This is a genomic window from Phormidium tenue FACHB-1050, assembly GCF_014696925.1.
In the GTDB taxonomy this organism is placed as follows: Bacteria; Cyanobacteriota; Cyanobacteriia; order Pseudanabaenales; family Pseudanabaenaceae; genus Pseudanabaena.
This window is the reverse complement of the sequence record NZ_JACJQY010000003.1, coordinates 17,057-40,546: the sequence shown is the minus strand read 5'-3', so window position 1 is coordinate 40,546 and position 23,490 is coordinate 17,057. Positions and strand designations below refer to the sequence as shown.

Annotated in this window: 20 protein-coding genes; 7 read left to right on the top strand and 13 right to left on the bottom strand. The window is 42.9% G+C overall.

What is annotated here, in order from left to right; translation table 11 throughout:
• Nucleotides 1-153: 153 nt before the first annotated feature.
• From H6G05_RS02770 to H6G05_RS02755, 4 genes are all read right to left on the bottom strand, one after another.
• Nucleotides 154-1,653, bottom strand: a complete 1,500-nt coding sequence (locus H6G05_RS02770; protein ID WP_190576117.1) for an isochorismate synthase — start codon at nt 1,651-1,653, stop codon at nt 154-156.
• 97 nt (nt 1,654-1,750) lie between these two features.
• The gene (prfA, locus tag H6G05_RS02765; protein WP_190576115.1) at nt 1,751-2,857 is read right to left on the bottom strand and encodes a peptide chain release factor 1; all 1,107 of its coding nucleotides are present in this window, start codon (nt 2,855-2,857) and stop codon (nt 1,751-1,753) included.
• A gap of 76 nt (nt 2,858-2,933) precedes the next feature.
• Nucleotides 2,934-3,170 (bottom strand): 50S ribosomal protein L31, encoded by a 237-nt coding sequence (gene rpmE, locus H6G05_RS02760; RefSeq protein WP_190576113.1) that lies wholly within the window; start codon nt 3,168-3,170, stop codon nt 2,934-2,936.
• 99 nt (nt 3,171-3,269) lie between these two features.
• Entirely contained in the window at nt 3,270-3,767 is a 498-nt protein-coding gene (locus H6G05_RS02755) for a GNAT family N-acetyltransferase (protein ID WP_190576111.1), read from the bottom strand.
• A 506-nt stretch (nt 3,768-4,273) separates the two neighbouring features.
• Between H6G05_RS02755 and H6G05_RS02750 the strand changes: the two genes are divergently transcribed.
• Nucleotides 4,274-4,990 (top strand): hypothetical protein, encoded by a 717-nt coding sequence (locus H6G05_RS02750; RefSeq protein WP_190576109.1) that lies wholly within the window; start codon nt 4,274-4,276, stop codon nt 4,988-4,990.
• A 45-nt stretch (nt 4,991-5,035) separates the two neighbouring features.
• Here the strand turns inward: H6G05_RS02750 and H6G05_RS02745 are convergent, their stop codons facing one another.
• The gene (locus H6G05_RS02745) at nt 5,036-6,463 is read right to left on the bottom strand and encodes a protein adenylyltransferase SelO (protein WP_190576107.1); all 1,428 of its coding nucleotides are present in this window, start codon (nt 6,461-6,463) and stop codon (nt 5,036-5,038) included.
• Between H6G05_RS02745 and H6G05_RS02740 the strand changes: the two genes are divergently transcribed.
• Nucleotides 6,455-8,134, top strand: a complete 1,680-nt coding sequence (locus H6G05_RS02740) for an RluA family pseudouridine synthase (protein WP_322096318.1) — start codon at nt 6,455-6,457, stop codon at nt 8,132-8,134. The two genes, H6G05_RS02745 and H6G05_RS02740, sit on opposite strands and share 9 nt — an antisense overlap.
• A 20-nt stretch (nt 8,135-8,154) precedes the next feature.
• Here H6G05_RS02740 and H6G05_RS02735 read toward each other — a convergent pair whose 3' ends face one another.
• The 3 genes from H6G05_RS02735 to H6G05_RS02725 form a co-directional block, all read right to left on the bottom strand.
• On the bottom strand, nt 8,155-8,574 hold the full coding sequence (locus H6G05_RS02735; RefSeq protein ID WP_190576105.1) for a putative toxin-antitoxin system toxin component, PIN family: 420 nt from the start codon (nt 8,572-8,574) through the stop codon (nt 8,155-8,157).
• Nucleotides 8,571-8,828 carry a hypothetical protein gene (locus H6G05_RS02730; RefSeq protein WP_190576103.1) on the bottom strand — a complete coding sequence of 86 codons (258 nt, stop codon included), beginning with the start codon at nt 8,826-8,828 and terminating at the stop codon, nt 8,571-8,573. The genes H6G05_RS02735 and H6G05_RS02730 overlap by 4 nt, the downstream gene beginning before the upstream one ends.
• Before the next feature lie 116 nt (nt 8,829-8,944).
• The gene (locus tag H6G05_RS02725; RefSeq protein WP_190576101.1) at nt 8,945-9,895 is read right to left on the bottom strand and encodes a tetratricopeptide repeat protein; all 951 of its coding nucleotides are present in this window, start codon (nt 9,893-9,895) and stop codon (nt 8,945-8,947) included.
• Between the two features lie 126 nt (nt 9,896-10,021).
• On the opposite strand from H6G05_RS02725, the gene H6G05_RS02720 reads away from it, so the two are divergent.
• Nucleotides 10,022-11,554, top strand: a complete 1,533-nt coding sequence (locus H6G05_RS02720; protein WP_190576099.1) for a family 10 glycosylhydrolase — start codon at nt 10,022-10,024, stop codon at nt 11,552-11,554.
• A gap of 175 nt (nt 11,555-11,729) precedes the next feature.
• On the opposite strand, the gene H6G05_RS02715 is transcribed toward H6G05_RS02720, so the two are convergent.
• Both H6G05_RS02715 and H6G05_RS02710 read right to left on the bottom strand, forming a co-directional pair.
• Nucleotides 11,730-13,247, bottom strand: coding sequence for an autotransporter outer membrane beta-barrel domain-containing protein (locus tag H6G05_RS02715; protein WP_190576097.1), 1,518 nt, complete (start codon nt 13,245-13,247; stop codon nt 11,730-11,732).
• A 337-nt stretch (nt 13,248-13,584) separates the two neighbouring features.
• The gene (locus H6G05_RS02710) at nt 13,585-15,444 is read right to left on the bottom strand and encodes an iron uptake porin (RefSeq protein WP_190576094.1); all 1,860 of its coding nucleotides are present in this window, start codon (nt 15,442-15,444) and stop codon (nt 13,585-13,587) included.
• Between the two features lie 155 nt (nt 15,445-15,599).
• Between H6G05_RS02710 and H6G05_RS02705 the strand changes: the two genes are divergently transcribed.
• The 4 genes from H6G05_RS02705 (at nt 15,600) to H6G05_RS02690 (ending at nt 21,116) form a co-directional block, all read left to right on the top strand.
• A complete protein-coding gene (locus H6G05_RS02705) occupies nt 15,600-17,087 on the top strand; it encodes a DEAD/DEAH box helicase (protein WP_190576092.1) in 1,488 nt (495 codons plus the stop codon).
• 212 nt (nt 17,088-17,299) lie between these two features.
• Nucleotides 17,300-18,460, top strand: coding sequence for a peptidoglycan-binding domain-containing protein (locus H6G05_RS02700; protein ID WP_190576090.1), 1,161 nt, complete (start codon nt 17,300-17,302; stop codon nt 18,458-18,460).
• An 83-nt stretch (nt 18,461-18,543) separates the two neighbouring features.
• On the top strand, nt 18,544-20,319 hold the full coding sequence (locus tag H6G05_RS02695; protein ID WP_190576088.1) for a peptidoglycan-binding protein: 1,776 nt from the start codon (nt 18,544-18,546) through the stop codon (nt 20,317-20,319).
• A 5-nt stretch (nt 20,320-20,324) separates the two neighbouring features.
• Nucleotides 20,325-21,116 carry a hypothetical protein gene (locus tag H6G05_RS02690; RefSeq protein ID WP_190576086.1) on the top strand — a complete coding sequence of 264 codons (792 nt, stop codon included), beginning with the start codon at nt 20,325-20,327 and terminating at the stop codon, nt 21,114-21,116.
• Nucleotides 21,117-21,157: 41 nt separating this feature from the next.
• On the opposite strand, the gene H6G05_RS02685 is transcribed toward H6G05_RS02690, so the two are convergent.
• The 3 genes from H6G05_RS02685 to H6G05_RS02675 form a co-directional block, all read right to left on the bottom strand.
• A complete protein-coding gene (locus tag H6G05_RS02685) occupies nt 21,158-21,568 on the bottom strand; it encodes a DUF2996 domain-containing protein (protein WP_190576084.1) in 411 nt (136 codons plus the stop codon).
• Between the two features lie 62 nt (nt 21,569-21,630).
• On the bottom strand, nt 21,631-21,981 hold the full coding sequence (locus H6G05_RS02680) for an NAD(P)H-quinone oxidoreductase subunit M (RefSeq protein ID WP_190576082.1): 351 nt from the start codon (nt 21,979-21,981) through the stop codon (nt 21,631-21,633).
• Nucleotides 21,982-22,101: 120 nt separating this feature from the next.
• Nucleotides 22,102-23,112: an RNA polymerase sigma factor, RpoD/SigA family gene (locus tag H6G05_RS02675; protein WP_277874735.1), complete on the bottom strand. Its 1,011-nt coding sequence runs from the start codon at nt 23,110-23,112 to the stop codon at nt 22,102-22,104.
• Nucleotides 23,113-23,490 lie beyond the last annotated feature (378 nt).

The following is a 23,490-nucleotide window of genomic DNA, read 5'->3' as shown; positions in this document are numbered from 1 at the left end:
GATCCTGCAATTCGGGTCGAAAATCTTAGTAAGCGCTATGTGGCACTGGTCAGTTAAAGCGTGAGAGAATGAAAACAACGCGACAATAGTAACTCCATCCAGCATGGAAAACGGTCGATGATATAGCCCAATCGCCATAAGTCAGAATGTAAATTACATTGCGCCTAAAGCTTTTAACAGAGCCGCAAACTTAATCGTGGTTTCGCTTTGTTCATTTTCAACCTGAGAATTTGCCACAATCCCTGCACCAGCAAAAATCCTCGCCCGATCGCCTTGAATATATCCAGCCCTAATCCCCACACCAAAAGTCCCTTCGCCATCACCATTTAGCCAACCGATGGGCGCAGCATACCAACCGCGATCGCAGGCTTCCCATTGCTGCATGAAACAAACTGCACGATCCCTTGGCTCGCCACCAACTGCGGCGGTTGGATGTAACTGCTGCAAAATATCAAGGGCAATCAACCAATCAGGATCGTCAATTTGAGCAGTAATCGGCGTATATAAATGCTGCACATTAGAAAGCCTTAGCAAACTAGTCTCTGATTGGGGATCGATCGCTGCGCCCATACTTTGCAAGCGATCGCAGATCGAACGAATTACAATCTGATGCTCGCGCATATCTTTCTCGCTATTGAGCAAGCGATCGCCCAGCATCAGATCCTCTTGAACAGTTTTGCCACGCTCGATCGAACCTGCCACTGCATCACTGCGTAACCAAAGGCGATCGCTTTGAGCTTTAAATTGCAACACCACTTCAGGAGTCGCACCCAAAAAGGTCTTGCCCACGCCATAATCTAATAAAAAGGAAATGCATTCAGGATATTCACACCGTAAAACATGCAGTACCTGAAACGGATCAAAATTGCGATCGGCTAACACATCCAACGCTCTAGCCAATACTACTTTCTCAAAATGTCCTTGATGAATTAAAGCCAAGGCGCGTTCGACGATCTCTGTCCAGATTTGTTGACCTTGAACCTCGACAATTTTGCTCACCTCATGGACTGTTGGGGCTTCGTAATGAGAGCTTTCTTGTAAATGCGATCTCAAAACCTCAATGCTTTCTAGTACTTCATCGGGCTTATCCCAAGGCTGGATGTAATGATTGAGGGTTAAGGTACAATTTTGCTCCTTGTGACGCACCATCCAACGCGGAATAAAAAAGAGTAAAGTCGGAAACTCGATCACTGGTTGATAATCATTGGTTTCTGCTAAATCCAGATAGTCACTCGCATCACTTCCATTGCGATAAAACGAAAAAGCCCCAAAAATATGTATGGAAATCGGAGATTCTGTAGTTGCAAAATTGGAATTCTTGGCGATGATCGCGTTAGTTAAATGGGCTTTGATAAATTTTTTGGCACAATCAAAGCGATCGCTCAAGTCATGGTTGGGAACTGACACCTCGGCAACTGAACCTGCCGCCGCTAGTACTAAGTCTGCATTTGGTTGTTCCCAGTAAAATTTGGGTTGCTGAGCTTCGGATTTACTCGCCAACAACAATAAAGGATTAAAGCACTCCCAATTTTGAGAGTAACTCAATAAGATCGGTGATCCTGTGATCTGTGCTTTAGCGATCGCTTTAACAATCCAATCGTGCAGAGATTTAGAATCGATGCTGCTATAGGTGACACTCTGACGAACTTGCATGATTATATTTTAGCTATACAAGGTCGTTCAGCCTACAAAAACAATTAAGTAAAGGGGGCGCTTCGCGCCCCCTTTACTTACCTAAATTATTCTAATTTTATGAGACGAGATCATCCCCAGTGGCGATCGCTAATTCCTGTAAACGTTCTTGTTGATCCTTAGAAATGCAGCTTTGGATTACTTCCTCTAGATCCCCTTCTAAAATTGGTGGCAAAGTAAAGTTCTGACCCAAACGATGCTCGGTGAGGCGACTGTCTTTGTAATTATAAGTCCGAATTTTTTCAGATCGCGAACCAGTACCCACCTGAGATCGCCGCATCGACGTAATCTCAGCTTGCTGTTCGCGCAACTTTATTTCATAGAGCTTAGCCCGTAAGATCTGCATGGCTCGCTCTTTGTTTTGGAGCTGCGAACGCTCCTCTGTACAAAAAATTCTGATCCCCGTCGGTTTGTGAAATAAGTCAGCAGCAGTCTCAACCTTGTTAACGTTTTGACCACCAGCACCGCCTGATCTTGCGGTGGACATTTCAATATCCTTGGGGTCGATGTGAATTTCCACTTCATCAACTTCAGGCATAATTGCCACTGTCGCCGTTGATGTATGCACTCGCCCCTGTGATTCGGTAGCAGGAACACGCTGCACGCGATGCACTCCTGACTCAAATTTGAGTTTGCTATAAACGCGATCGCCCTGAACTTCAATGATTGCTTCCTTAAAGCCACCCATTTCTGCCAAAGTCTCACTGACCATCTTCACCCGCCAGCCTTGACGCTCGGCATAGCGCGTATATAGCCGCACCAAGTCTCCAGCCCAGATTCCAGCCTCATCGCCACCTGTACCCGCACGAATTTCCAACATGATGTTCTTGTCATCATTAGGATCTTGGGGCAGCAGTAGAACCTGTAACTTCTTTTCAAGATCTTCTAGCTTTGTCGATAATTCTTCGACCTCTAGAGCCGCCATTTCCTTGAGATCAGGGTCGTTAGACTCCTTCAGGATTTCTTGCGACTCTTTATAATCTTGCTCCGCCTTACGAAAAGTCTCGTAAGTCAGCACTGTCTCTTCCAACGAAGCCCGCACCTTAGCAATGCGCTGAAACTCGCCGTGATCGGTCGCCACGTCAGGATCACCCATCCGACGAGTCAGTTCATTGAAGGTTTGTTCAACAGATTCGAGCTTTTTGATTAAGTAAGCAGCAGGCATGGAATTTGAGTTACCGCAAAAGAAAGTGAAAAGTTATAGTAAGCCAGAAAGAAACCTTGAATTAATTCAAGGTTGGCTATACCTGATTTTCCACAGCAGCGTTTTCGTCAAACATGCCGTACTTACGTAAGAAGCGTTCTACGCGACCTTCGGTATCGATAATCTTTTGTGTGCCTGTGTAGAAGGGGTGATTGCCCGACCATACATCAACATTAATCTCAGGATGTGTAGAACCAATGGTTGCTACCACTTCACCGTTGCAAATTACTTTTGCTTCGGGATACCACGTTGGGTGAATTCCAGCTTTAGGCATAGTCTTAGCTATAAAAAATCAAAAATTAAGCTTTTCTAGACTAGCACAGAATTAGGCAATCTAAAACAAGATATAGAGCTTTGCTCTATATCTTGTTTCTTATGGATACCAAAACATACCTTTAATGCCTTCGGGATCGGCGTTGAAACCTAGCTGATTGTAAAACTCGACCACATGGGCATCGGCAAACAGACTGATATTACTAATGTCGGATTTGCGTAACTCGCGGATCATTTCTTCCATCATTGCTTTACCCAAACCCTTTCCCTGAAAATCGGGGTGAATTACCACATCCCACAATGTCGCATTAAAAGCATGGTCAGAAGTAGCGCGAGCAAAGCCAATTAAACGCCGAAAGCCGCCACGATGTTCCCACATGGAGAGAACGACAAAGCTATGCTGTAAGGCAATGCGGACTTTACGAATCGGTCGCCTCGCCCAACCTACAGAGTCGCATAATTCTTCTAGTTCGTAGAGATCAAGATCTTTTTCGGTGCTAAAGAAAATCTGTCCGCTTTGGTTTGGCACTTGGCGAAGTTTTGTTTTTTTTGTCGGTTCTAGGGTGTCAGAACCAAATAAGCTTTTCCAGAACCCCATTTGCCTAATTTTTATATAGCAGCGATCGCCCTACTTGTTACAGACATACTAAACGCTTTTGTATTGTATCTGCTTTTGTTGAAATCACGCGATCGCAAATACTAAAATGCTGTCGCAAATACTAAAATGCTGTTATTTATAGCTGTCGCCATTTGTATTAGGACAAATCAAAACCCAAGGAGTGAGTTGCGGCGCGAAGCGCCGCAACTCACTCCTTGGGTTTGTATCCTAACAAGACTGGCGACAGCTATAAATGCTAGGAGCTTTTATCCAGTCTTGTCTCTATATTGGTAGAATTATGCCATCATTGCTGCCTTGTAACTGAGCCACCAATATTAGCTTTTACTTTTTTAACTCCTGAACCAAGCAATGTTAAATCTGATCGCGCTATTTCACAGTTATAGGGCTCTAATATTGGTAACTGCACCAAAATCAATAGGTGTGTTGATATCTTGGGAAATATTCTGGACAATGACAGGCGATTGTAAGCGATCGGGAGGTTGGCAATGACGTTTGGGCTAAAAACCTCAACGATCGAATTACTGAAACGCTTCAATATGAGCTTTCCTCAGTTTTACGAGCAGTTTGTGAGTAGTGACATTCAACTGCAAAATTTGCGTTTGGCTTATCAGCTATATCAAACGAAGGAAGCTGTAATTGAACTAAAGTCTGAAAGCAGCAAAAGTGTGCTGTACTTTGCATATCGCAATCAATCTTTTTTGTTAAACGATATTTTTGGTGTATTAGCGGCTTATGGCTTAACGATTCATAGCCTCAGTTTGTATGGGCAGATTCATTCGCCGATGCTGGTGTTTATTAAGCTGGTGATTTCGCGTGGGGGCAAATCTCTGCCTCAAAAAACTGCCGAAAATGTACGAAAAGCGATCAAAGAGACTCTACTGGGGCGCTTTGAGGTGGAGGAAATGTTGGCGCTAGAGTTTAATCTCGACAGTGGGCTTAAGAAAGTAGAAACAAACTTTTATGTCGATCGCGTATTTCATTTGCCAGCGTTGTTAGTTGAGGCAGATAGCCAACCAGGATTATTTTATAAAGTGATGAATGCGATTTGGCAGGAGGATTTGTTGGTGGTGAATGCCAATTTATTAGTTTGGCGCGGGCGTACAAGGTTAATTTTGTATTTGTTGGGACCAAACGAAAATTTGATCCCTGAATATTTGGGAACAAAGATTGCAGAAAGTCTCAAGCAGAGATTGTCTTATTAATTCTTGTTCCCCTCTCCCACTGGGAGAGAGGCTAGGTGTGAGGGATTATTCTTTTAATTTTGCGATCGCATCATACAGAGGCTGCCAATCATCATCAACGGTAATCCGTTCCCAAATTTCTTCGATTTTGGGACGCAAGAAAATAATGGTGGGATTGGATTGCTGGAGTTGTTGAGCAATATTTTCTAATTCAGCGATCGGTTGGCGGATCAGCAACTGATGATAAACAACGCGCCATTTTTCTAATAGAGGTAATTGCTCATCGGTGAATTGCCAATCGTGATCAGCAAAAATATTACCTGCATCTTCGCGCCAATTAGATTGAAAAGATTGACGCAAATTCACGAAGAACTGGTTATAGCCGATCGCTTGTACACCTGACAATAATTCCAAAGTTGCACCGATTAAATCCTCAGTTTCAGGCTCGGAAAGCGTAGCAAAGCCCAAACGCTTCAGCATCATTTCACAATAGGCAACCCGATAGAAGTCTTTAAACTTCAACAGTGACGCTTGCATATCGTCCTTGTCCATCACCATGCTCAGAGGATCTTGCAGCTTTTCTAAGTTCCAATAGCAAGCGGCAGGTTGATTGGCATAGCTATAGCGTCCTGCATGATCAAAGTAAGCCGCCGTAAATCTAGGATCATAGTTAGGAATAAAGGCAAAAGGTCCGTAATCAAAGCTTTCACCAGTAATTGACATGTTGTCAGTATTAAGAACTGCATGACAAAAGCCTGCTGTCATCCATTGAGCGCAGAGAGTGGCTACTCTTTGTACGAGTTCCAAATAAAAAATGCCATCTTGATTCTCTTTCCCCCAAAATTGCGGATAGTAAATTTGGAGAACATGGTCTAGTAATTTGCGAGTGAGATCGGCGCGTCCAATCCAACGCAATCGCTCGAATGTACCGAAGCGAATATGCGATCGCGAAAAGCGCACCATTACTGATGAGCGTGTTGGCGATGGTTCATCACCGCGCCATAGGTCTTCGCCTGTTTCGACAAGACTGAGACAACGGGAAGTTTTAACACCCATACGATGCAATGCTTCTGAAGCAATGATTTCGCGCACGCCGCCCTTGAGAGTAAGCCGACCATCCGCAGTTCTTGAATAAGGAGTTCTGCCTGAGCCTTTTGTTCCAAAATCATAAAGCTCGTTATCGATGCCGAGTACTTGTCCATAGATAAAGCCACGTCCATCACCGAGTTGGGGGTTATATTCACCAAATTGATAGCCGTGATAGCGCAGCGCTAAGAATGGACGCACAGCACGAAAATGTCCAAAGGCTTCGATAAAGTCATCATCGCTTACCTGTGAGGAGTCAAGCCCTAGTATCGGCAAAATGTCATCATTACGCCACCGTAACTTGTGCATTGGAAATTCGGCAGCAGTAACAACATCGTGATAGTCTGCTAGGGATTCGATCGCGGGTTCGTAGTTGAGATTAAGGAAGGGGTTGCTAGGGTGACTCATATCGAAGAAATAGGCGGCGAAATATTAGATGCTTCTGCCATGATACTTGTTTCAGAGGAAGATCAAGCTGTTACCTATTGGTATGAAGGGATTTGTCCCTATAGTGGTGAATTGTTGCGATTGCCAAGAACTTTGCAGGTTGAGGCGATCGCTCAAAATATGATGCAGGAACTCAAACGTAGCTATCCTGAAAATGCAGAAGGGAAAATGTATGGGGTATTGCTAGCAAAATCACCAACGGGAGAAAGATTAGTGCTCAAAGCCTTTTCTGGATTATTAAATGGTCAAAGTGATCTTGAAGGATGGGTTCCCCCAATTGCAGGTCGAGAGAAGGTGGCGATTGAGGAATCAATTACATTAAGCAAATTAGCGACCATTAAACAGGAATTAATCGAGTTAAGCGAGATTCCTGAGAGGCTGCAATATAAGAGTCTATCTCAAGAATATGAAGCTCAGTTTCAAGCTTTAAGCGATCGACATCAAGTTTCTAAACAAGCAAGACATGCTACGCGATTGCAATTATTAGCATCCTTAACAGGAAAAGAATTGGAAATCGCACTCAAGAACTTGGATAGGGAAAGCCAACAAGAAAAGATGGCAAGACGTGATTTTAAACGCGATCGTGATCAGGTTCTGTTGCCCTTAAAAGAAATAATTACGCTGGCTGACAGCAAAATGCTCATTCTCAAACAACAACGGCGAGAGTTATCGCGCACTTTGCAAGCGCAATTGCATAATGCTTATGTGTTAACTAATTTCGCTGGAGAAACGCGATCGCTGAGGGAGTTAATTACGGAAGGAGCGATGCCTACGGGAATTGGTGATTGTTGCGCTCCAAAGTTACTGCACTATGCAGCAACTCATAACTTTATACCTCTAGCAATGGCAGAGTTTTGGTGGGGAAATCCTTCACCCGATGGTTATAAAATTCAGGGAGAGTTTTATGGTGCTTGTGTAGAACGCTGTCAGCCATTAATGGGATTTTTATTGTCAGGAAGAAAAAACTCCCCAGCCATACCTTTGACAAAGGTTGCTTCGCAACCTTTGTCAATCATCTATGAAGATGATTGTTTGATTGCGATCGCTAAACCTCCAGAACTTCTCTCTATTCCTGGACGATATCTAGATACTCAAGACAGTGTGCTAAGCCGATTACGTCAATCTTTCGGGGCAGACGTTCCTATTTATCCAGTACATCGTCTTGATCGCCAAACTTCAGGGATTCTATTATTTGCCCGTGATTTAGAATCTCTTCGCTGTTTGAGTGAACAGTTTCAAAAGCGAGAAATCCACAAAATTTACGAAGCATTGCTATCGAGTAAGATTGAACGTGAGCAGGGGATAATTGATTTGCCACTATGGGGCAATCCCGAAAATCGCCCCTATCAACAAGTAGACTTACCACGTGGGAAGCCCAGCGTGACGGAGTTCCGCTTACTAGGACAGGTCGGGAATTATTCACGGATAGAATTTATTCCTTTAACAGGAAGAACTCATCAATTGCGAGTTCACTCTGCTGATCCTCAAGGTTTAGGAATACCAATTTTAGGCGATCGCCTTTATGGTTGTCAGACTGCAACTACGCGCCTACATCTCCATGCGCGGGATTTAACTTTCAGGCATCCGCGATCGCAAGAGTATGTCCATTTGCAAATACCTGTTCCTTTTTAAGCAGCTAGCGATCAATATCTCTACAAATTAAAATACTGCTCCAAAAAATCCGTAGCAGTCATAATCTGCATGTTTTGATATTCTTGCAAAATCAACAAATCGCGATCGCCTGTAATAATGACTTCAGCATTAGCAGCGATCGCTGTAGCTAAAACAATAGTATCGTCTGGATCTCGGAGCTCTGGAACAATTAATTCTTCAATTGGATAAATATTTACAGACTCATAGACAAGACTGATTGCAGAAGAAGTCGTTAATTGTAATGCCTCTAATTTGGTCTGAATTTTCTTCTTGTTAAATGTATTTTCTAACTCACTTAACAATTTTCGCGAAGAAGCTATTTCTATTTTCCTTTGCTCTTGTAGAGAGATAATCTCATCAGGGATGCCGCCCCAAATAGTTGCAGACAACCAAATGTTTGTATCTAAAACCACTATCATATGGCTGCTTCTTTACGTACTTCTTTCACAATTTCACAAATTTCCTCATTAGTGAGAGGATTAGGATCACTACCAAGCAACTGTCTTTTTTCTCTGATTTCTTGCCAACTTAATTTAGTAGCTTTTTTAAATGTAATTGTATTTTCGCTTGTAATAACCAAGTACTGTTCGCCATTGGAAAACTGTTCACGAATTTCTAGAGGAAGTTGTAAGTTTCCTTCGGGGGTTAGACTGATAGTTATTGTTTTTTGCATGGTTTTTTACTTACATGATTTTCGTCTTTAGTTAATTGATCCTGCCATCTTCGGTAAGGATTAAAGTTAGACTGTGCTTTGAGTATAGCAAACGCATTACCTAGCAACATTTGCGTTTATAGCTGACGTTCTAGAAGCTTACCGAGATATTGTTTTGCTTCGACCCAATTGGGAACAAGATCAACTGCGGATTGGAAACAGGCGATCGCTTCGTCAGTTTTGCCAATATTGTTGAAGATAATGCCAAGATTGAAGTAGGGTTGGGCAAAATTAGGGTCAATATCGATCGCTTCTTTATAGGCAAGAATCGCATCTTTAAGTTGATTTTTGCGAATGAAGGTACTACCAAGATTGCAATGAGCATCAGCATAGGTAGGATTGATTTGAATTGCTTTTTCAAAACAGGCGATCGCGTTACTTTCTAAATCCTCTTTTAGAGATTGCTGATCCGAGTCAATCACCGTAATTTTTTGTAAATATGCTATTCCTAGAGCGTTGTAGTCCTTAGCTTGTAGAATTTCTGAATTATGGTCTTCCGCTCTTTCATAGATAGCCTTGACTAATTCTGGCTCATTCTGTTGAAAATACGTTTGAGCGATCGCTCGATAGCCATCAACATCATCAGGATTTGTGGCAATCGCTCTTTCATAGCTAGCTAATGCTTCTGTAATTCTGCCCCTCTCCTTGAGGCTATCCCCCAGTTTGCAATGGTATTCTGCTAAAAAACGATCAGGATGTAGTTCCAGTGCTTGTTGAAAATGTGTAATCGCTAGCTCCGCCCATCCCATCTGTTGATAAGCATTACCTAATCCTAATTGTGCCGCTAAAAATTGTGGATCGAGCTGCACTGCTTGACTAAAACTGGCGATCGCTTCCATCAAATTCCCTTGCTGTTGATAGATTGTCCCAATCCGCTCATGGGCTGGGGCAAATTCTGGCTTAATGGCTAAGGCGCGTTGATAATTTTTTAGTGCAAGAGGAATGTTACCAGACTGGTAATAGCGATCGCCAAACTGTAAATAAGTCTCAGGTGATTCAACGGTTGATGGATTAATAACATCAGTCATGGCGATTAAAGTCTGCTATGGTGTTCGATTTCTGTTACAGTGCTTGGCGCTATGTCAAAAATTTAATAACATATTTCCCCAAAACATTACAGCAATTTCATCGCCCATCAATATTGCGGTTCTCCTATGTCAGTAAACATCGCTACTCAATTCTTTTCCCTTATTGTCTGTACTAACTTTTTAGTAGCCATTGTTTCACAACCAGCCTTGGCTCAAGTTGGTGAATATTGTCAATTTGAGAGTGAGGCGATCGCTACCAAAGAAAATTTGCGAATTGCTGCTTTTCAAGACACAACTAAAAGTGCAAATTTAGCAGCAACTAGAGAATATCAAGCGATTATGAAAGAGCATAGTCAATCTCTCACCACCTGCCGTCAAAAATCTTGGCTGAAAACTCAAGGGATCTGGCTGCGTTTATATCCCTGTGATTTACAGTCTGGCAAACTTGACGAAGTGATGGATCGGATTGTGAATAAGGGCTATAACCAAGTATTTATAGAGGTGCTGTCCGATGGCAAGATTCTATTACCACAATCAGAGAATACGACAGCTTGGAATTCCCTTGTGCAATCTGAGAAGCATAAAAATGCAGACTTATTAAAACTAGCGATCGCTAAAGGACGAGAACGGGGAATCAAGGTTCATGCGTGGATCTTTACGATGAATGTGGGAACTGGCTATGGTAGAGGCATAGATCTTAATGGACTATCAAAATTAACCGTAGCCCGTCAAAATGCGATCGCTCGCAATGCTAATGGTGATAGTACAATTTCCATAGTTGAGAACTTAGGAAAAAATGGTGAAGGTGAAGTTCCTACTAAAGATCAGCTATTTATCGATCCCTACAATTATCAAGCCCAGAGTGATTTGTATTTAGCAGTGAATGAGGTCGTTAAGCGCAAACCTGACGGGGTAGTGTTTGATTATGTGCGTTACAAGCGCGGCGCGGGTGCGTCTTCGGTGGTGAGTAATGTTCGCTATCTATGGATTTATGGACAAGCTTCTTTGCAAGCTTTTCGCGATCGCGCTGAGAATTTTCAGGGTCGAGAAATTATCAATCGCTTTCTCAAACAGGGTTATATCACACCAACAGATCTGCAAGCTGTCAAAAAGCTCTACCCACAAGAAACAGAACCTCTCTGGCAAGGTCGCCAACCATCTGAGCAAAATAATCCTGCGATCGCCTATTGGCAAAGTGAACTCTGGCGATTAGCTGTTGGTCATGCTTTTATTGGTGTGACCTATTATCTTGACACCGTTTCTAAACCTGTTTTCCAGCAAGGGCTTCCTGCTAGTATTGCTTTTTTCTCCGATGGTAATCAACCCGTAGGTGCTGGATTTGACTCGCGAATGCAACCTTGGCATTTGTTTACCAATGCTTATGAGTGGCAACCGATGGCATATGCAGTTTGTGGTAAGCCAGACTGCATCGTGGCGCAAGTTCTTAGGATTGCAAACTATGCTCCGAGCGGAACCAAGATCGCGCCAATTTTAGTTGGTCAATGGAACGAACCCTTTACAAATCGTCCATCCTTAGAAGTACAAATGCAAGCCATTCGGGCAGCTGTACCTGCGGTTAATTCTATTAGTCATTTTGCCTTTGGTTGGCAAGTAGAAGAAGTAGCACTTTCGCGATCGCGCCAAATATGTAAACTCTAAAAAAGATTCGGATGTAATACAAAAGCACAAAATGGCTACGCCATTTTGTGCTTTTGTATTATTTAACGTACTTTGCACTCAAAACCAAAAGAGTAATGGCGGCGCGAAGCGCCGCCATTACTCTTTTGGTTTTTGAATTTTTCTAACTAGCTTAAGCCTTGCTATAGCTTAAGATTTAGTCATCATCATTGTCATCGCCACGACGATCATCACCACGACGATCATCACCACGGCGGTCATCATCATCATTGCGATCGCGGCGTTCAAATTTTGCGACTGTGCCAAAACCAGGGATAAGGCGACTAGGTAGACCAACAAAAACCACTCTCACAACTTGAGTAGAAGTATTAGTGGAGGTGTTGTTAGAAGTGTTGTTGGAGGTATTAGTGGAGGTGTTGTTAGAAGTGTTGTTAGAACTGTTGTTGGAGGTGTTGTTAGAACTATTGTTGGAGGTATTAGTGGAGGTGTTGTTAGAACTGTTGTTGGAGGTATTGTTAGAACTATTGTTGGAGGTGTTGTTAGAACTATTGTTGGAGGTATTGCTAGAATTAGCGATCGCTGTCAACAAAGCTTGATAAGATACCTCGCTAAAATAGTAGAGATTCTTCTTCTGGAAATTGACGAAAACGATCTTATCTACAGCATTGCTATTACCAAAAGATACTGGATCGCTAGAATCAAATTCGGAAGACTTTGATTCTATATAGTTTAGCAAGCTTTGGTTGTTGACTAGTACAAGCAGGAATTTGCTTTTACCAGGAGCTAAGAAACTTGGACTCAGACCAACCAACTTCAGCAACTTGGGATTATTGACAAGAATGAGAATTGTCTCAGTGCTGGTGTTTGGTATAGTGGTTGCACTAGATGGAACAATCAGATTGCCACCAGTGATATCGCCCTTGAGAGTGAATGAAGCGTTTGGGTTAGCTGTCGCAGTTGTAAGCTTCCCAACCATAGCAGTCTTCGCATCAGTAAAAGTGCTAACCTTGCTGGGAATAGAACCAGAAGCTAAACCAGTAGTACGCACTTCATCATCAACAGCAAATAGTGATGATCCATTCAAATTTTCAAGAGTTTTAAATGTAAACTTGGTGAGTTGAGCAGTTCCAAAGGGAGTAAGCACTGTAGGAATGCTATTACCAACTGTTGTGCCATCATTAAAGCGAGTGACATCAAACTTCCCACTTGTAATAGGAATAACGACTGTGTTAGATGGTAATGCAGAGATGTTCGCTGTAGGAACTTGGATAAAAGAGTCTTTTTGAATAGAACCAGTTACTGTGGCTGGCGCTGCTAAAGCGGAGACATTCCCAGGAGTCGTTGTAGTAACAACTTTACCTTTGATGGTGGTATCAGCATTTGTAAAGTTAGCAGTTGTCCCAGTGTCAAAGTTGACAGAGCCAGTGGATTTACCAACAATGTCAAAATTATTGCCAACAGCTAGGTTAGTAGTCCCAGCAGTAGTTCCTGAAAGAGCAGAAATTTGAGCAGTTCCAACTGGTGTTAGTACAGTTACAGCTGTGCTATTAACGTTGTTTGTGGCTGCATTAGTCACGTTTACTGTAAAACTACCACCAGTAATTGGTACGGAGGTTGTTTGAGCTAGTGATGGAGATGCTGCGATCGCTGTTGCACCAAGTGTAATTGCGATCGCCCCCAAATTAAATGTGTAATTCTTGATCCGAGTTAACATTTTTATTGTCCTTCTTGATATTTTGTGCGCGTACCTGAGTAATCTTGGAACTAAAGCTTTGCTAGCTAAAAGCTTCAGTTCGACGTAAATAGCTCGGAAGTAGTTCCATATCAGAACTGATTTCACCCAAGACGACTAGGCTATTTCTATGGTTCCCCAAATTTCAAAAAATTTTTTCTTCATAAAACCTGAAAATTAAATCCTCCTAAAATTAAGGGTGGCATAAAGCGCCACCCTTAATTTTAGATTTGTGTGTGAAGACACTTTTACGAATTAAAAACAAACTCAGTAAAGCTTTTGCAATCACAAAATGGCTACGCCATTTTGTGATTTTGCACTAGAACGTAAAAGTTGTGCGGATAGCACCAACAGTAATGGTGTCACTGCCTGCCGTTTGTACAGGGTTGAAAATGAATAGTAAGCCAGGGGTGATACTAATATTGTCATTTAGACGCATCCGATAAAACAACTCTAAATGAGTGGTTGAGGCAGGCTGACCACCAAAGTCTCCTGGGGCAACACCAGACAAACCGATCGCACTAGGAATGTTAAACGCAGGTACGCCATTTTGAGTAAGGTTACTGCTGGTAATTTTGGGAGGTTGTCCCACGTAGATACCGCCCAAGTTGCCTTCAGCAAATAAGTCGGGGAAGTTTAAAAACGCCATCCAATTAAATGTGTCAACTGAACCGCCAAGTCCTGCATCTCTAGTAGCCGATGTAGTATAACCAGCCCATCCACCCAGAGTAATTTGAGGAGAGATTCTCCATGTCGCCGTACCACCAAAGGCATTGGTTGAGAAACGTCCTGCGATCGGACCAAGCAAGTTATCACCAACGCCTGTATTTAGGCTGGCATTAGTGGTGTAGGAATTAAGGTAATACAGTGCAAGATCGACTGCTTCACTGGGTGTGAGAGCAAGTTGTACACCTGCGGTAAAGGGACCACCTGTTAAACCATTGTTGGGGTCTGAAGCTAATGCTGCCGCATAAACGCCTTGCAAGCTAATGTTATCGCTGATTTGCCAGTCAAAGCCAATACCAGCTTGCCCTGGAAAGTTGAGGATGGGGTTGCGTTGAGCAAAGGCTGAGAGCGCACCTTGACCTGCACTTTCATAACGGTTAGGTCCGCGAAATACACTTGATGGAGCAACCCCTGCTGCACCTACAATCACTGCAAGATTATCGCCCACTAAAAAGCGATAGGACAAATCGCTCAATTGGATTGAATTAGCTGTATCCAGCTCGTATCCGAGGCGAGTATAAGAATTGGTTAGAAAGTTATTGTTTGCAAAAAGTGTCGAAGCGGTGGAAGCGTTCCCCGCTTGAATACCTGTTAACAAAAGACTGCGGTTGTCAAACTGGGTGACCAAGCTGAGTTGCAGGTTATAGCCAAAGGTAAGATTCGTGGCATCATCAACGGTGTTGCGTGTCCCATCTCTAGGAGTGAGGCTACCAGTGTTTGGCAAACGGCTTTGAAGTCCAAAAATAGCTTGCCCAAATAGCTTGGTTGTTGTCGAAAATTGCTGTGCTTCAAGTTTGGTGGTTTTTGCTTCGAGAGCATCAACTCGACCACGCAAAGTCGCAAGCTCAGCCGCAAATTCCTCTTGCAGTTTTTTCAAGGTAGCGAGATCTTCTTGTCCAACTTTGTCTGCTAGCCCAGCGGAGATGATTTCGTTGATTTTGTCGAGACAAGCATTTACACCTGCGGCAAATTCATAACGACTAGTAGCTTGTCTACCGCGAAAGGTGCTGTCTGGATAGCCTGCGATGCAACCGTAGCGCTCAACGAGGGATTGTAATGCTGTGAAAGCCCAGTCTGTAGGTTTAACATCACTTAGTTGCGAAACTGATGTAACCCCCTGAGCATTAAGATTTGGTTTAGTACGATCGCTGGTTTTGACTAGTTTTGATTGACCTAATCCAGAATTGATTGCCCGAATAATTTCTGAATCAGTACTAGGATTGTTGGAAACTGGTAATGTCTGTGATTGATTGGCTGTGGTGGCAGGTATGATCATTGGATCACGACCAATTGATCGAACTAGTTCAGATTCATTTGTAGCGATCGCGGATTCCTTTTGAACTTCAGCTTGAGCATAGTTGGGATGCAAAGCGCTAGCCATCAATGTTGATGCGATCGTTGTTGCTGTAAGTGCAACTAAATTGATCGAGTTACTAGATCTGGGTTTGAGCATAAACATTTACAATCCTCACATGATCACTGTATTTAGGTACAAAGGCACACTTCTACGAAAGACGAAAAATCTTTTCAATAGTTCCTTAACTATTGAAAAGATTTTTGTGAATTTTTGCAAGGTCTGTATATAAAATTACTTGATTTGTACTAGATATGCCCCGTATTTCCCAGCTAACCTACGATCGCGGAACCTTAATTCTCCATCCACCACCTAAAGGTAAATCATGGATTGAATTTGCTACATGGGATGATCGCATTGAGAAGTTTCGCATTCCTGCTAATCGTTATCGTGAGTTGATTCTGACTCTACGCTCAGAAGGAATTGCCATCGAAGATAAGTCACGGGGATATCAAGAAATCAACTTGATTTCTCACTCTAAAATGGAACCCTATCCACATCAGAGTGAAGCGCTGACCGCATGGCAGCGAGTCGGGAAATGTGGTGTAGTTGTTTTACCGACAGCCGCAGGCAAAACTTATCTAGCGCAGTTGGCGATGCAAGTCACCAATCGCAGCACCTTAGTGATTGTGCCGACCCTTGATTTGATGCATCAGTGGTATGCCCATTTATTAGCAGCGTTTCCTGATGTGGAGATTGGTTTATTGGGCGGTGGTTCACGCGATCGCACAGCAATTCTCGTTTCAACCTATGACAGCGCCGCGATTCAAGCGGAAGCTTTAGGCAATCTATACGGCTTGATCGTGTTTGATGAATGCCACCATTTACCCACTGATTTTAATCGCGTGATTGCGGAATATGCGATCGCGCCCTATCGCCTCGGATTAACTGCCACACCTGAACGCAGTGATGGCAAACATGCCGATTTAGAACTTCTCATCGGTGAAGAAGTCTATCGCAAATCTGCTGAAGACTTAGCGGGGCAAGCTTTAGCCGAACATAAAATCGTCCAGATCAAAGTTTCTCTTTCAGAAAAAGAACGCGATCGCTATGATTCTTTAATTCAAAGTCGGAACCAGTTTTTAAAGGAATCAAAAATTTCCCTCGGTAGTCTCGAAGGTTGGCAAAGATTTGTCCAAGCAAGTGCGCGATCGCAGGCAGGTCGAAGAGCAATGCTCGCTCACCGTGAATCGAAGGAATTATCTTTAGGAACAGAATCAAAATTACGAGTCTTATCAGATTTACTGGCTCAACATTTCGGCGAAAGAATATTGATTTTTACCAATGACAACGCTACGGTTTATCGCATCTCACAGGATTTACTAATTCCCGCCCTTACACACCAAACTCCTGTAAAAGAACGCCACGAAATTCTAACGTTCTTTCGCGAGGGTAAATATAGGTCTCTAGTTGCTTCCCATGTTTTAAATGAAGGTGTTGATGTGCCTGATGCGCGAATTGCCATCCTCCTATCGGGTACAGGTTCAGCCAGAGAGTATATTCAGCGTTTGGGGCGGGTGTTGCGGCGCGGCACTGAGACAAATAAACAAGCAATTCTCTATGAAGTAGTGACTGAAGATACCAGTGAAGTAAGGACTTCAGAAAGGCGCAGGGGAATTGAGCGATCGCATCCAGAACCAAAACAGGACAATGTGGTGCAAATAGGAATTAAGTACGATGCAGATATCCATAAAAAACAAACAATCGCTGCGGAAATTTCCAATGATTACGATAAAAAATAGAATGGGGCGCTTCACGCCCCATTCTATTTTTTTGTTTGCTAACGAGCTACAAGAAAAAAATTTAAAAGCGTTGCTTCTCAACGCTTTTAAATTTTTTTCTTGATTTGGTTTTGATCGCAAAGCGCTATAAAAAAAATGTATACATTTTTTGACGTAAGAAACCAGAAAAAATCGTTTAAAATAAGTTAGACCGCAATCATTTGGTAGCCGTTATGGAACTTGCAGCATACATATATGATGCATGGGCATATGAACAAGCCAATCAAGAGGCGACAGATCAGCATCTGATTACTTGTGACGAGCTTTGTGCTGACGAAGATCTGGTAAATAAGTTTGACTGGAATTTCATCACGATTAAACAGCAAGCCTCTTTACTATCCGCGATCGCTTTTACTAGCCTTAGTGGATTGGGCTGGAATTTAGCCCCAGCTATGGCAGCTCATGTACTAGAGCCATCGGTGAATGTTGCACCTTGGTGTAACAATTTGTATCTTTGCAATACCAGCTATATGTTGGAAGTCCAGACATTGCTGGCTCAGCGTGGGTTTGCGGTAGGTGCAATTGATGGGGTCTATGGTCGCTATACCAAGCAAGCCGTGATTGACTTTCAAAGAACTCAAGCCAATCTAGTTGCCGATGGTATTCCTGGGGAGAAAACCTTGGCATTGTTGCGAAACTCATTAGTGAGAACGCCTTTAGTACCTCAGCAACCAAATCAACCTACAGGTAACCCGACTAGTAGCCAGTCCCCAAACCAGACAATTGTGATTGTGCGGTCAAATAACCCTCCAGCCAGTAACTTTCAACAGCCAGCGATAAGTGAGATTGGCAATTTGCAAATGCTACTGAAACAAAGGGGATTTTATCAAGGTGAAATCGATGGACAGTTAGGGCAAACTACAACTAACGCCATATTGAAAGCGCAAAAAGCTTATGCCTTATCTCAGGATGGCTTTGTAGGGCCCTTAACTATTCGGGCATTGTTAGCTGGTGGCAACAATCTTCCCCTCACTCAGCCTGCTTTTCCCAGATTGCCAGCTAATCAGGATGTCTTGGCAATCCAAACGTTACTTAAGGAACGAGGCTTTTATGATGCAGATCTTAATGGTTTATACGATATGCAGACCAAGGCAGGTATTTTGAAGGCTCAACTTGCTTATGGACAAGTCGCCACGGGTGATTTGTCCGCAGATATACTGACAGCTCTTAAATCTCAAAATCCTGCTCAGACTATTGCTCAAATCACTTCCAGTAATGCAAATCAAACTGTTCAGCCAATTCCAAGTCCTAGCAACACTCCGTTAGGAAATGGAACTCAAGTCCCCACCTCTAGTCAAAATGCACCAGCAGCCAAAAATGCCAATTCTTCCTAAATAAATGCTGATCAAATCTCGCCAATCAAATTGAATTTTTTCCAATCGCAAATCTTAATTTTTAATCTCTAAAAGGTCTAATTATGGAACTCCTAGCATATATCCAAGAAGAATCTATCTACACTGATGATGCGATCGCCAATGAAAGTATTGAAAGTACTGAATCTTTCCAAACATGGCTCAAGAAATTAACTACCAAATCTGCAAAACTCAGTTTGAGTGTACTCCTGACAGGTACTACTCTCATGATTGGCTTAGGCTCTACCCTAAATGCTTTAGCTGCTGAAACCCCATCATCGGATGTGAAATATGTGCAATCGCTACTAGCCAAAAATGGCTTTGACCCAGGAGCGATCGATGGGGTTTCAGGAGCTTCAACTAAAAATGCTATCCTCCGCGCCCAAAAAGCTTTTGGGCTTACTCCTGATGGGATTGTGGGTAGTCAAACGATCTCCGCCCTCGAAAATGGTAAAGCCTCAGATGCGATCGCCACAAAAGCCAATACTGTTGAGCCTATTGCCGTAGTTGAAACTACTACTAGCGTCTCATCGACTGTGATGAATCTTCAGAAACTGCTAGCAGATCGTGGTTTTTATAACGGTGCTGTTGACGGCATCATGGGATCTCAGACTCGCTCGGCGATCATTGCTGCTCAGAAAGCTTATAACCTCACAGCCGATGGTGTTGCAGGTCCACAAACCTTAGCAGCGCTAGAGTCAGATGGTGGTAAACCTAAAGCTACGCCCATTATCACCACTGCAACTACTAAAAGTATAGAAGTTTCCAAGCTGCAAGAATTGCTCAGCAAACGTGGTTTTTATAACGGTGCTGTTGACGGCATCATGGGACCACAAACTCGCTCGGCAATCATTGCGGCTCAGAAAAACTATGGCTTAGTCACCGATGGGATTGCAGGTGTTCAAACTATGGCTGCTCTTGAATCAGGAGCAAGCACTGTTAGTATTGCCAGCAAAAACGCGCCAACATCCTCAACCACCACTGCGGTGGCTGGAGATAAAAATGTTGTAGAACTCCAGCAGTTGCTAGCCAAGCGTGGTTTTTATAATGGGGCGATCGATGGAGTTAAGGGAGCGCAGACTAATGCGGCGATCACTACTGCTCAGAAAGCCTATGGCTTAACAACTGATGGTATTGCAGGTCGTCAGACGATCGCTGCATTGCAAGCAGATGTAAGACCATCCGCCGCCGCTACGCCAGTTACGGGTAATCAAGCTGCTGCTAGTAATGTGGCTACGGCTAATGACGGTGGAGTTGCCAATTTACAAAACTTGCTGACCGATCGCGGATTTTACAATGGTCCAATCACAGGTTTTCTAGGTACACGTACTAGAGAAGCAATTATTGCTGCTCAAAAAGCCTATGGTTTGACTGCGGATGGCGTAGCTGGGGCAAGAACGATCGCGGCTCTAGAAGCAGGTGCACCCAAGCAACAGATTGCGGTAACTAATGTCACACCAACGGTCACACCAACTATTCGGGTAGAACCCAAACCACAGGTAACACCTCAACCAACGACTCAACCGCAAGCAGTTGCTACCCCTCAACCTACAGTTCAAGCAACTCCTAAACCTGCTCCAGCAGTCCAGCCCACCCCCGCCCCCGTGGCTCAGCCCACGACACCTGCTACAACTGCAAATACTCAAGTCTCAGAATTGCAAAGATTACTGGCTCAGAGAGGCTTCTACACAGGTAAAGTGGATGGGGTATTAAGTGGCGAAACTCGTAATGCGATCGTCAGAGCACAAAATTTTTACACGATTAGCCCTGCTGATGGCGCACCAAGCAATAAACTGATTGATAGTCTCAGTAAAGATACATTCATTTCCGAAGGCAATTAAGTCAAATGCGGCTTCGTAAACTTGCAATTAATTTAGGCGCGATCGCTGTTTTTGCAGGGATCGCGCTCGCTTTGCAATTTCCTAAACTTAATCAACGACTGAGTGGACAAACTCCAGAAGAGACTCGTAAGGCAGTCAGAGATGAAGAAGCGCGTCTTAAACTAATTAGGCAATTGCCATCGCGCGGATTTGGCTTTAATAACATGATTGCCAACTTTGCTTTTTTACAATTTTTGCAATACTTTGGCGATGATGTTTCGAGAAACACCCTGCAAACGGGATACGGGTTAAGCCCACTGTATTTTGAAAATATTATTGCTCGAGATCCCAGATTTATTAAAAGCTACATATATATGTCAGCTAGCGTCTCAATATTTGCGGGAGTTCCTAGCCAAGCGATCGAAATATATAGTAAGGGTCTAAAATCTCTAAATCCCGATCAACAGCCTAGTGCTTATACTGTGTGGCGTTATAAGGCAACGGATCAGCTATTGTTTTTAGGTGATGCTAAAGGCGCAAGATTTTCTTATCTTCAAGCTGCGGCATGGGCTGAGAGAGCTAGCTTGTCAGGCAAAGATCTGATCGAAGATCCTAAGTTTGCTGCTGAGATATCTCGCCAATCAGCTAAATGGCTAGAAGAAGAACGGGATTTGACGAAAGCCCAGATCGGCGCTTGGTCAGTAGTTTTGCAAAATGCGACGGATAAAAAAACTGTTGAGATTATTGCTCAGGAGCTAGATAAACTGGGAATGAAAATTGAAATAGAAAATGGTGTACAAGTTATTGTTCCGAAATAAAAAATAACCAGAAAAAAGGGGTGCGTTGCACCCCTTTTTTTCTAGTTGGCTGTTAACCACTTTTGGGCATTTAAGCGTTGAATTACACCAAATACAAGTAAATCGAGAGGGGCTTTACGCTCATCGATCAAAAATGGCTCAATTGTACTAGGCGATCGCCCAGCATCAGCACAGGAAAAAGCCTTCTGAGCATTGAGATCTGCTTTAGAAAAATAAACCGTAAACTGGCGTAGCCCTTGCGCCCAAATCCCATGTACTTGAGAATTGCCAAACTCCAATTGCAAATCATCTACACCTTGCTTAGCAAAGGCTTTAGTTAAGGCAGGTAGATAATGCTTGTTAATAAATTCGTCAAAGGGTAACTCTTCGATCGCTGGAGGCTTTTCGGCTTTGGGCTTTGCGGCAGGTTTTGCCTTTGGCTCTTCAGAAGTTGATGCAGTGGTTTCAGACATAGTTTTTGAGTATTGCTAAATTTGATAATGAGAATAAACAACGTGAAGCGATGTCTATATCTCTATTTGGCTTCAGTGTTGACGATCTGCGGTAAACCCATACTGTAGTTAAGCGATCGATGATTGAGATTGTAAGTAACTTCGCCCTCTTGTAATAGCGATCGGACAAAATGCTCTAAATCTGAACCAATGCGACGCAAATTGTAATCAGACAGGTCTGCGCCTTTATAATCCGCCACAAGTTGATCAAACTTGCGGTATACCTTTTGCAGAGCGCCATCTGTCCAGTTCAGTTCATTATCAGGATCGACATCTAGGGTGAGCATGTTTTCGCTATCGATAAGCTCATCATTCTGCTCCTCAACAATGGCAGCATAAATCTGAATATGACGGGTTGTAGATTTGAGCGGCATAAAGGTTGTGACTTGGGTAAATATTGAAGAACTAACTCTAGATTATTGCAAATTTTTAAGGCTTAACTTTTATAACTTTCAATAAAAAAATAAGTGTGGCTCTAAGAGCCACACTTATTTTTAACTAGCAAGATATTCTTGCATTCTGGTTTTGCGCTTGCGGAGATAATCCATCGCTTGACGCTCTAATTGTCTTACTTGTTCGCGGCTAAGATCCATGCGCTTGCTAATACTAGCTAACGACATTTCCTGTCCATCCTCAAGCCCGTAACGCAAAATCATCACTTGACGTTGCTTTTCGGGTAACTCCTTAAGCAAGCTTTGAATATCTGTCCGCAAAGACTCGCGCTCTACATAGTTATCAGGAGAACGTCCTGTATCTTCTAATAACTCAGCAAGTTCTGTATCTTGATTATCACCAATGCGTAAGTCAAGGGAAATTGGCTGACGCGATAGGGATAGACATTCACGAACTTGATCAGTTTTGATGTTTAGCTCATAAGCAATTTCAGCTACCGTGGCAACTCGACCAAGATCTTGGGAAAGTTGACGTTGGGCTTTTTTGATTTTGTTGAGCTTTTCGGTAATGTGAACTGGTAAGCGAATAGTCCGTGCTTGTTGAGCGATCGCCCTCGTAATTGCTTGACGAATCCACCAATAGGCATAGGTCGAAAACTTAAAGCCTTTAGTAGGGTCAAACTTATCTACGGCTCGCTCTAACCCCAGAGTTCCTTCCTGTACTAAGTCCAGAAGTTCTAAGTTCCGTTTTTGATATTTCTTAGCGACAGAGACTACTAATCGGAGGTTTGCCTCGATCATCTTGCGTTTAGCGCGTGTGCCTACACGAATAAGGCTACGCAAAATCTCTGGCTCTAGCCCAACAGTTTCCGCCCACTCTAGCTCAGTTGGTAGGCGATCGCTATTTTGAGCAATCTTTTCTTGAACTTCAAACAGCGCCATCATCTGCTGCACTTGCTTGCCATAGATAATCTCCTCTTCATTGCTGAGTAGAGGGATTTTCCCGATTTCATGCAAGTATGTGCGAACCATGTCAGCAGACAGACCGACCTGCTTGTTAGCTTGCCTATCCACTGTCTTTGGCGTGGGTTGGGTCAATGGTTCTTCAGACATATTCGCTCCTACTTTTTTTAAACTAAGCGTTTTCTAAGAGTGCTTCTCCAAGACTAGAAGTCTGATACTAAAGAAGACCCTATAACTTTAAAATCTAAATTTATGAGCTTGATAGCTTAAAATCACAATCTTTAAGTTTTATAAAGTTGATCTAATAATGTGTCATTTGCTCCAAAGTTGATTTGTATAATACATGATCAACCTTTTTTTCTCTTGCGTCTGGAGTTACATATTATTACAAATTAACTAAAAAAGTCAAAGGACGGCTATCACTATCCCTCTAAAGATTTAGCTGGAATTCGACTAAGTATTTACACTCATTGTTTTGGGTATTTTATGATTTTTCATAGGATAGAGAATGTTCACTACTGTTATTAA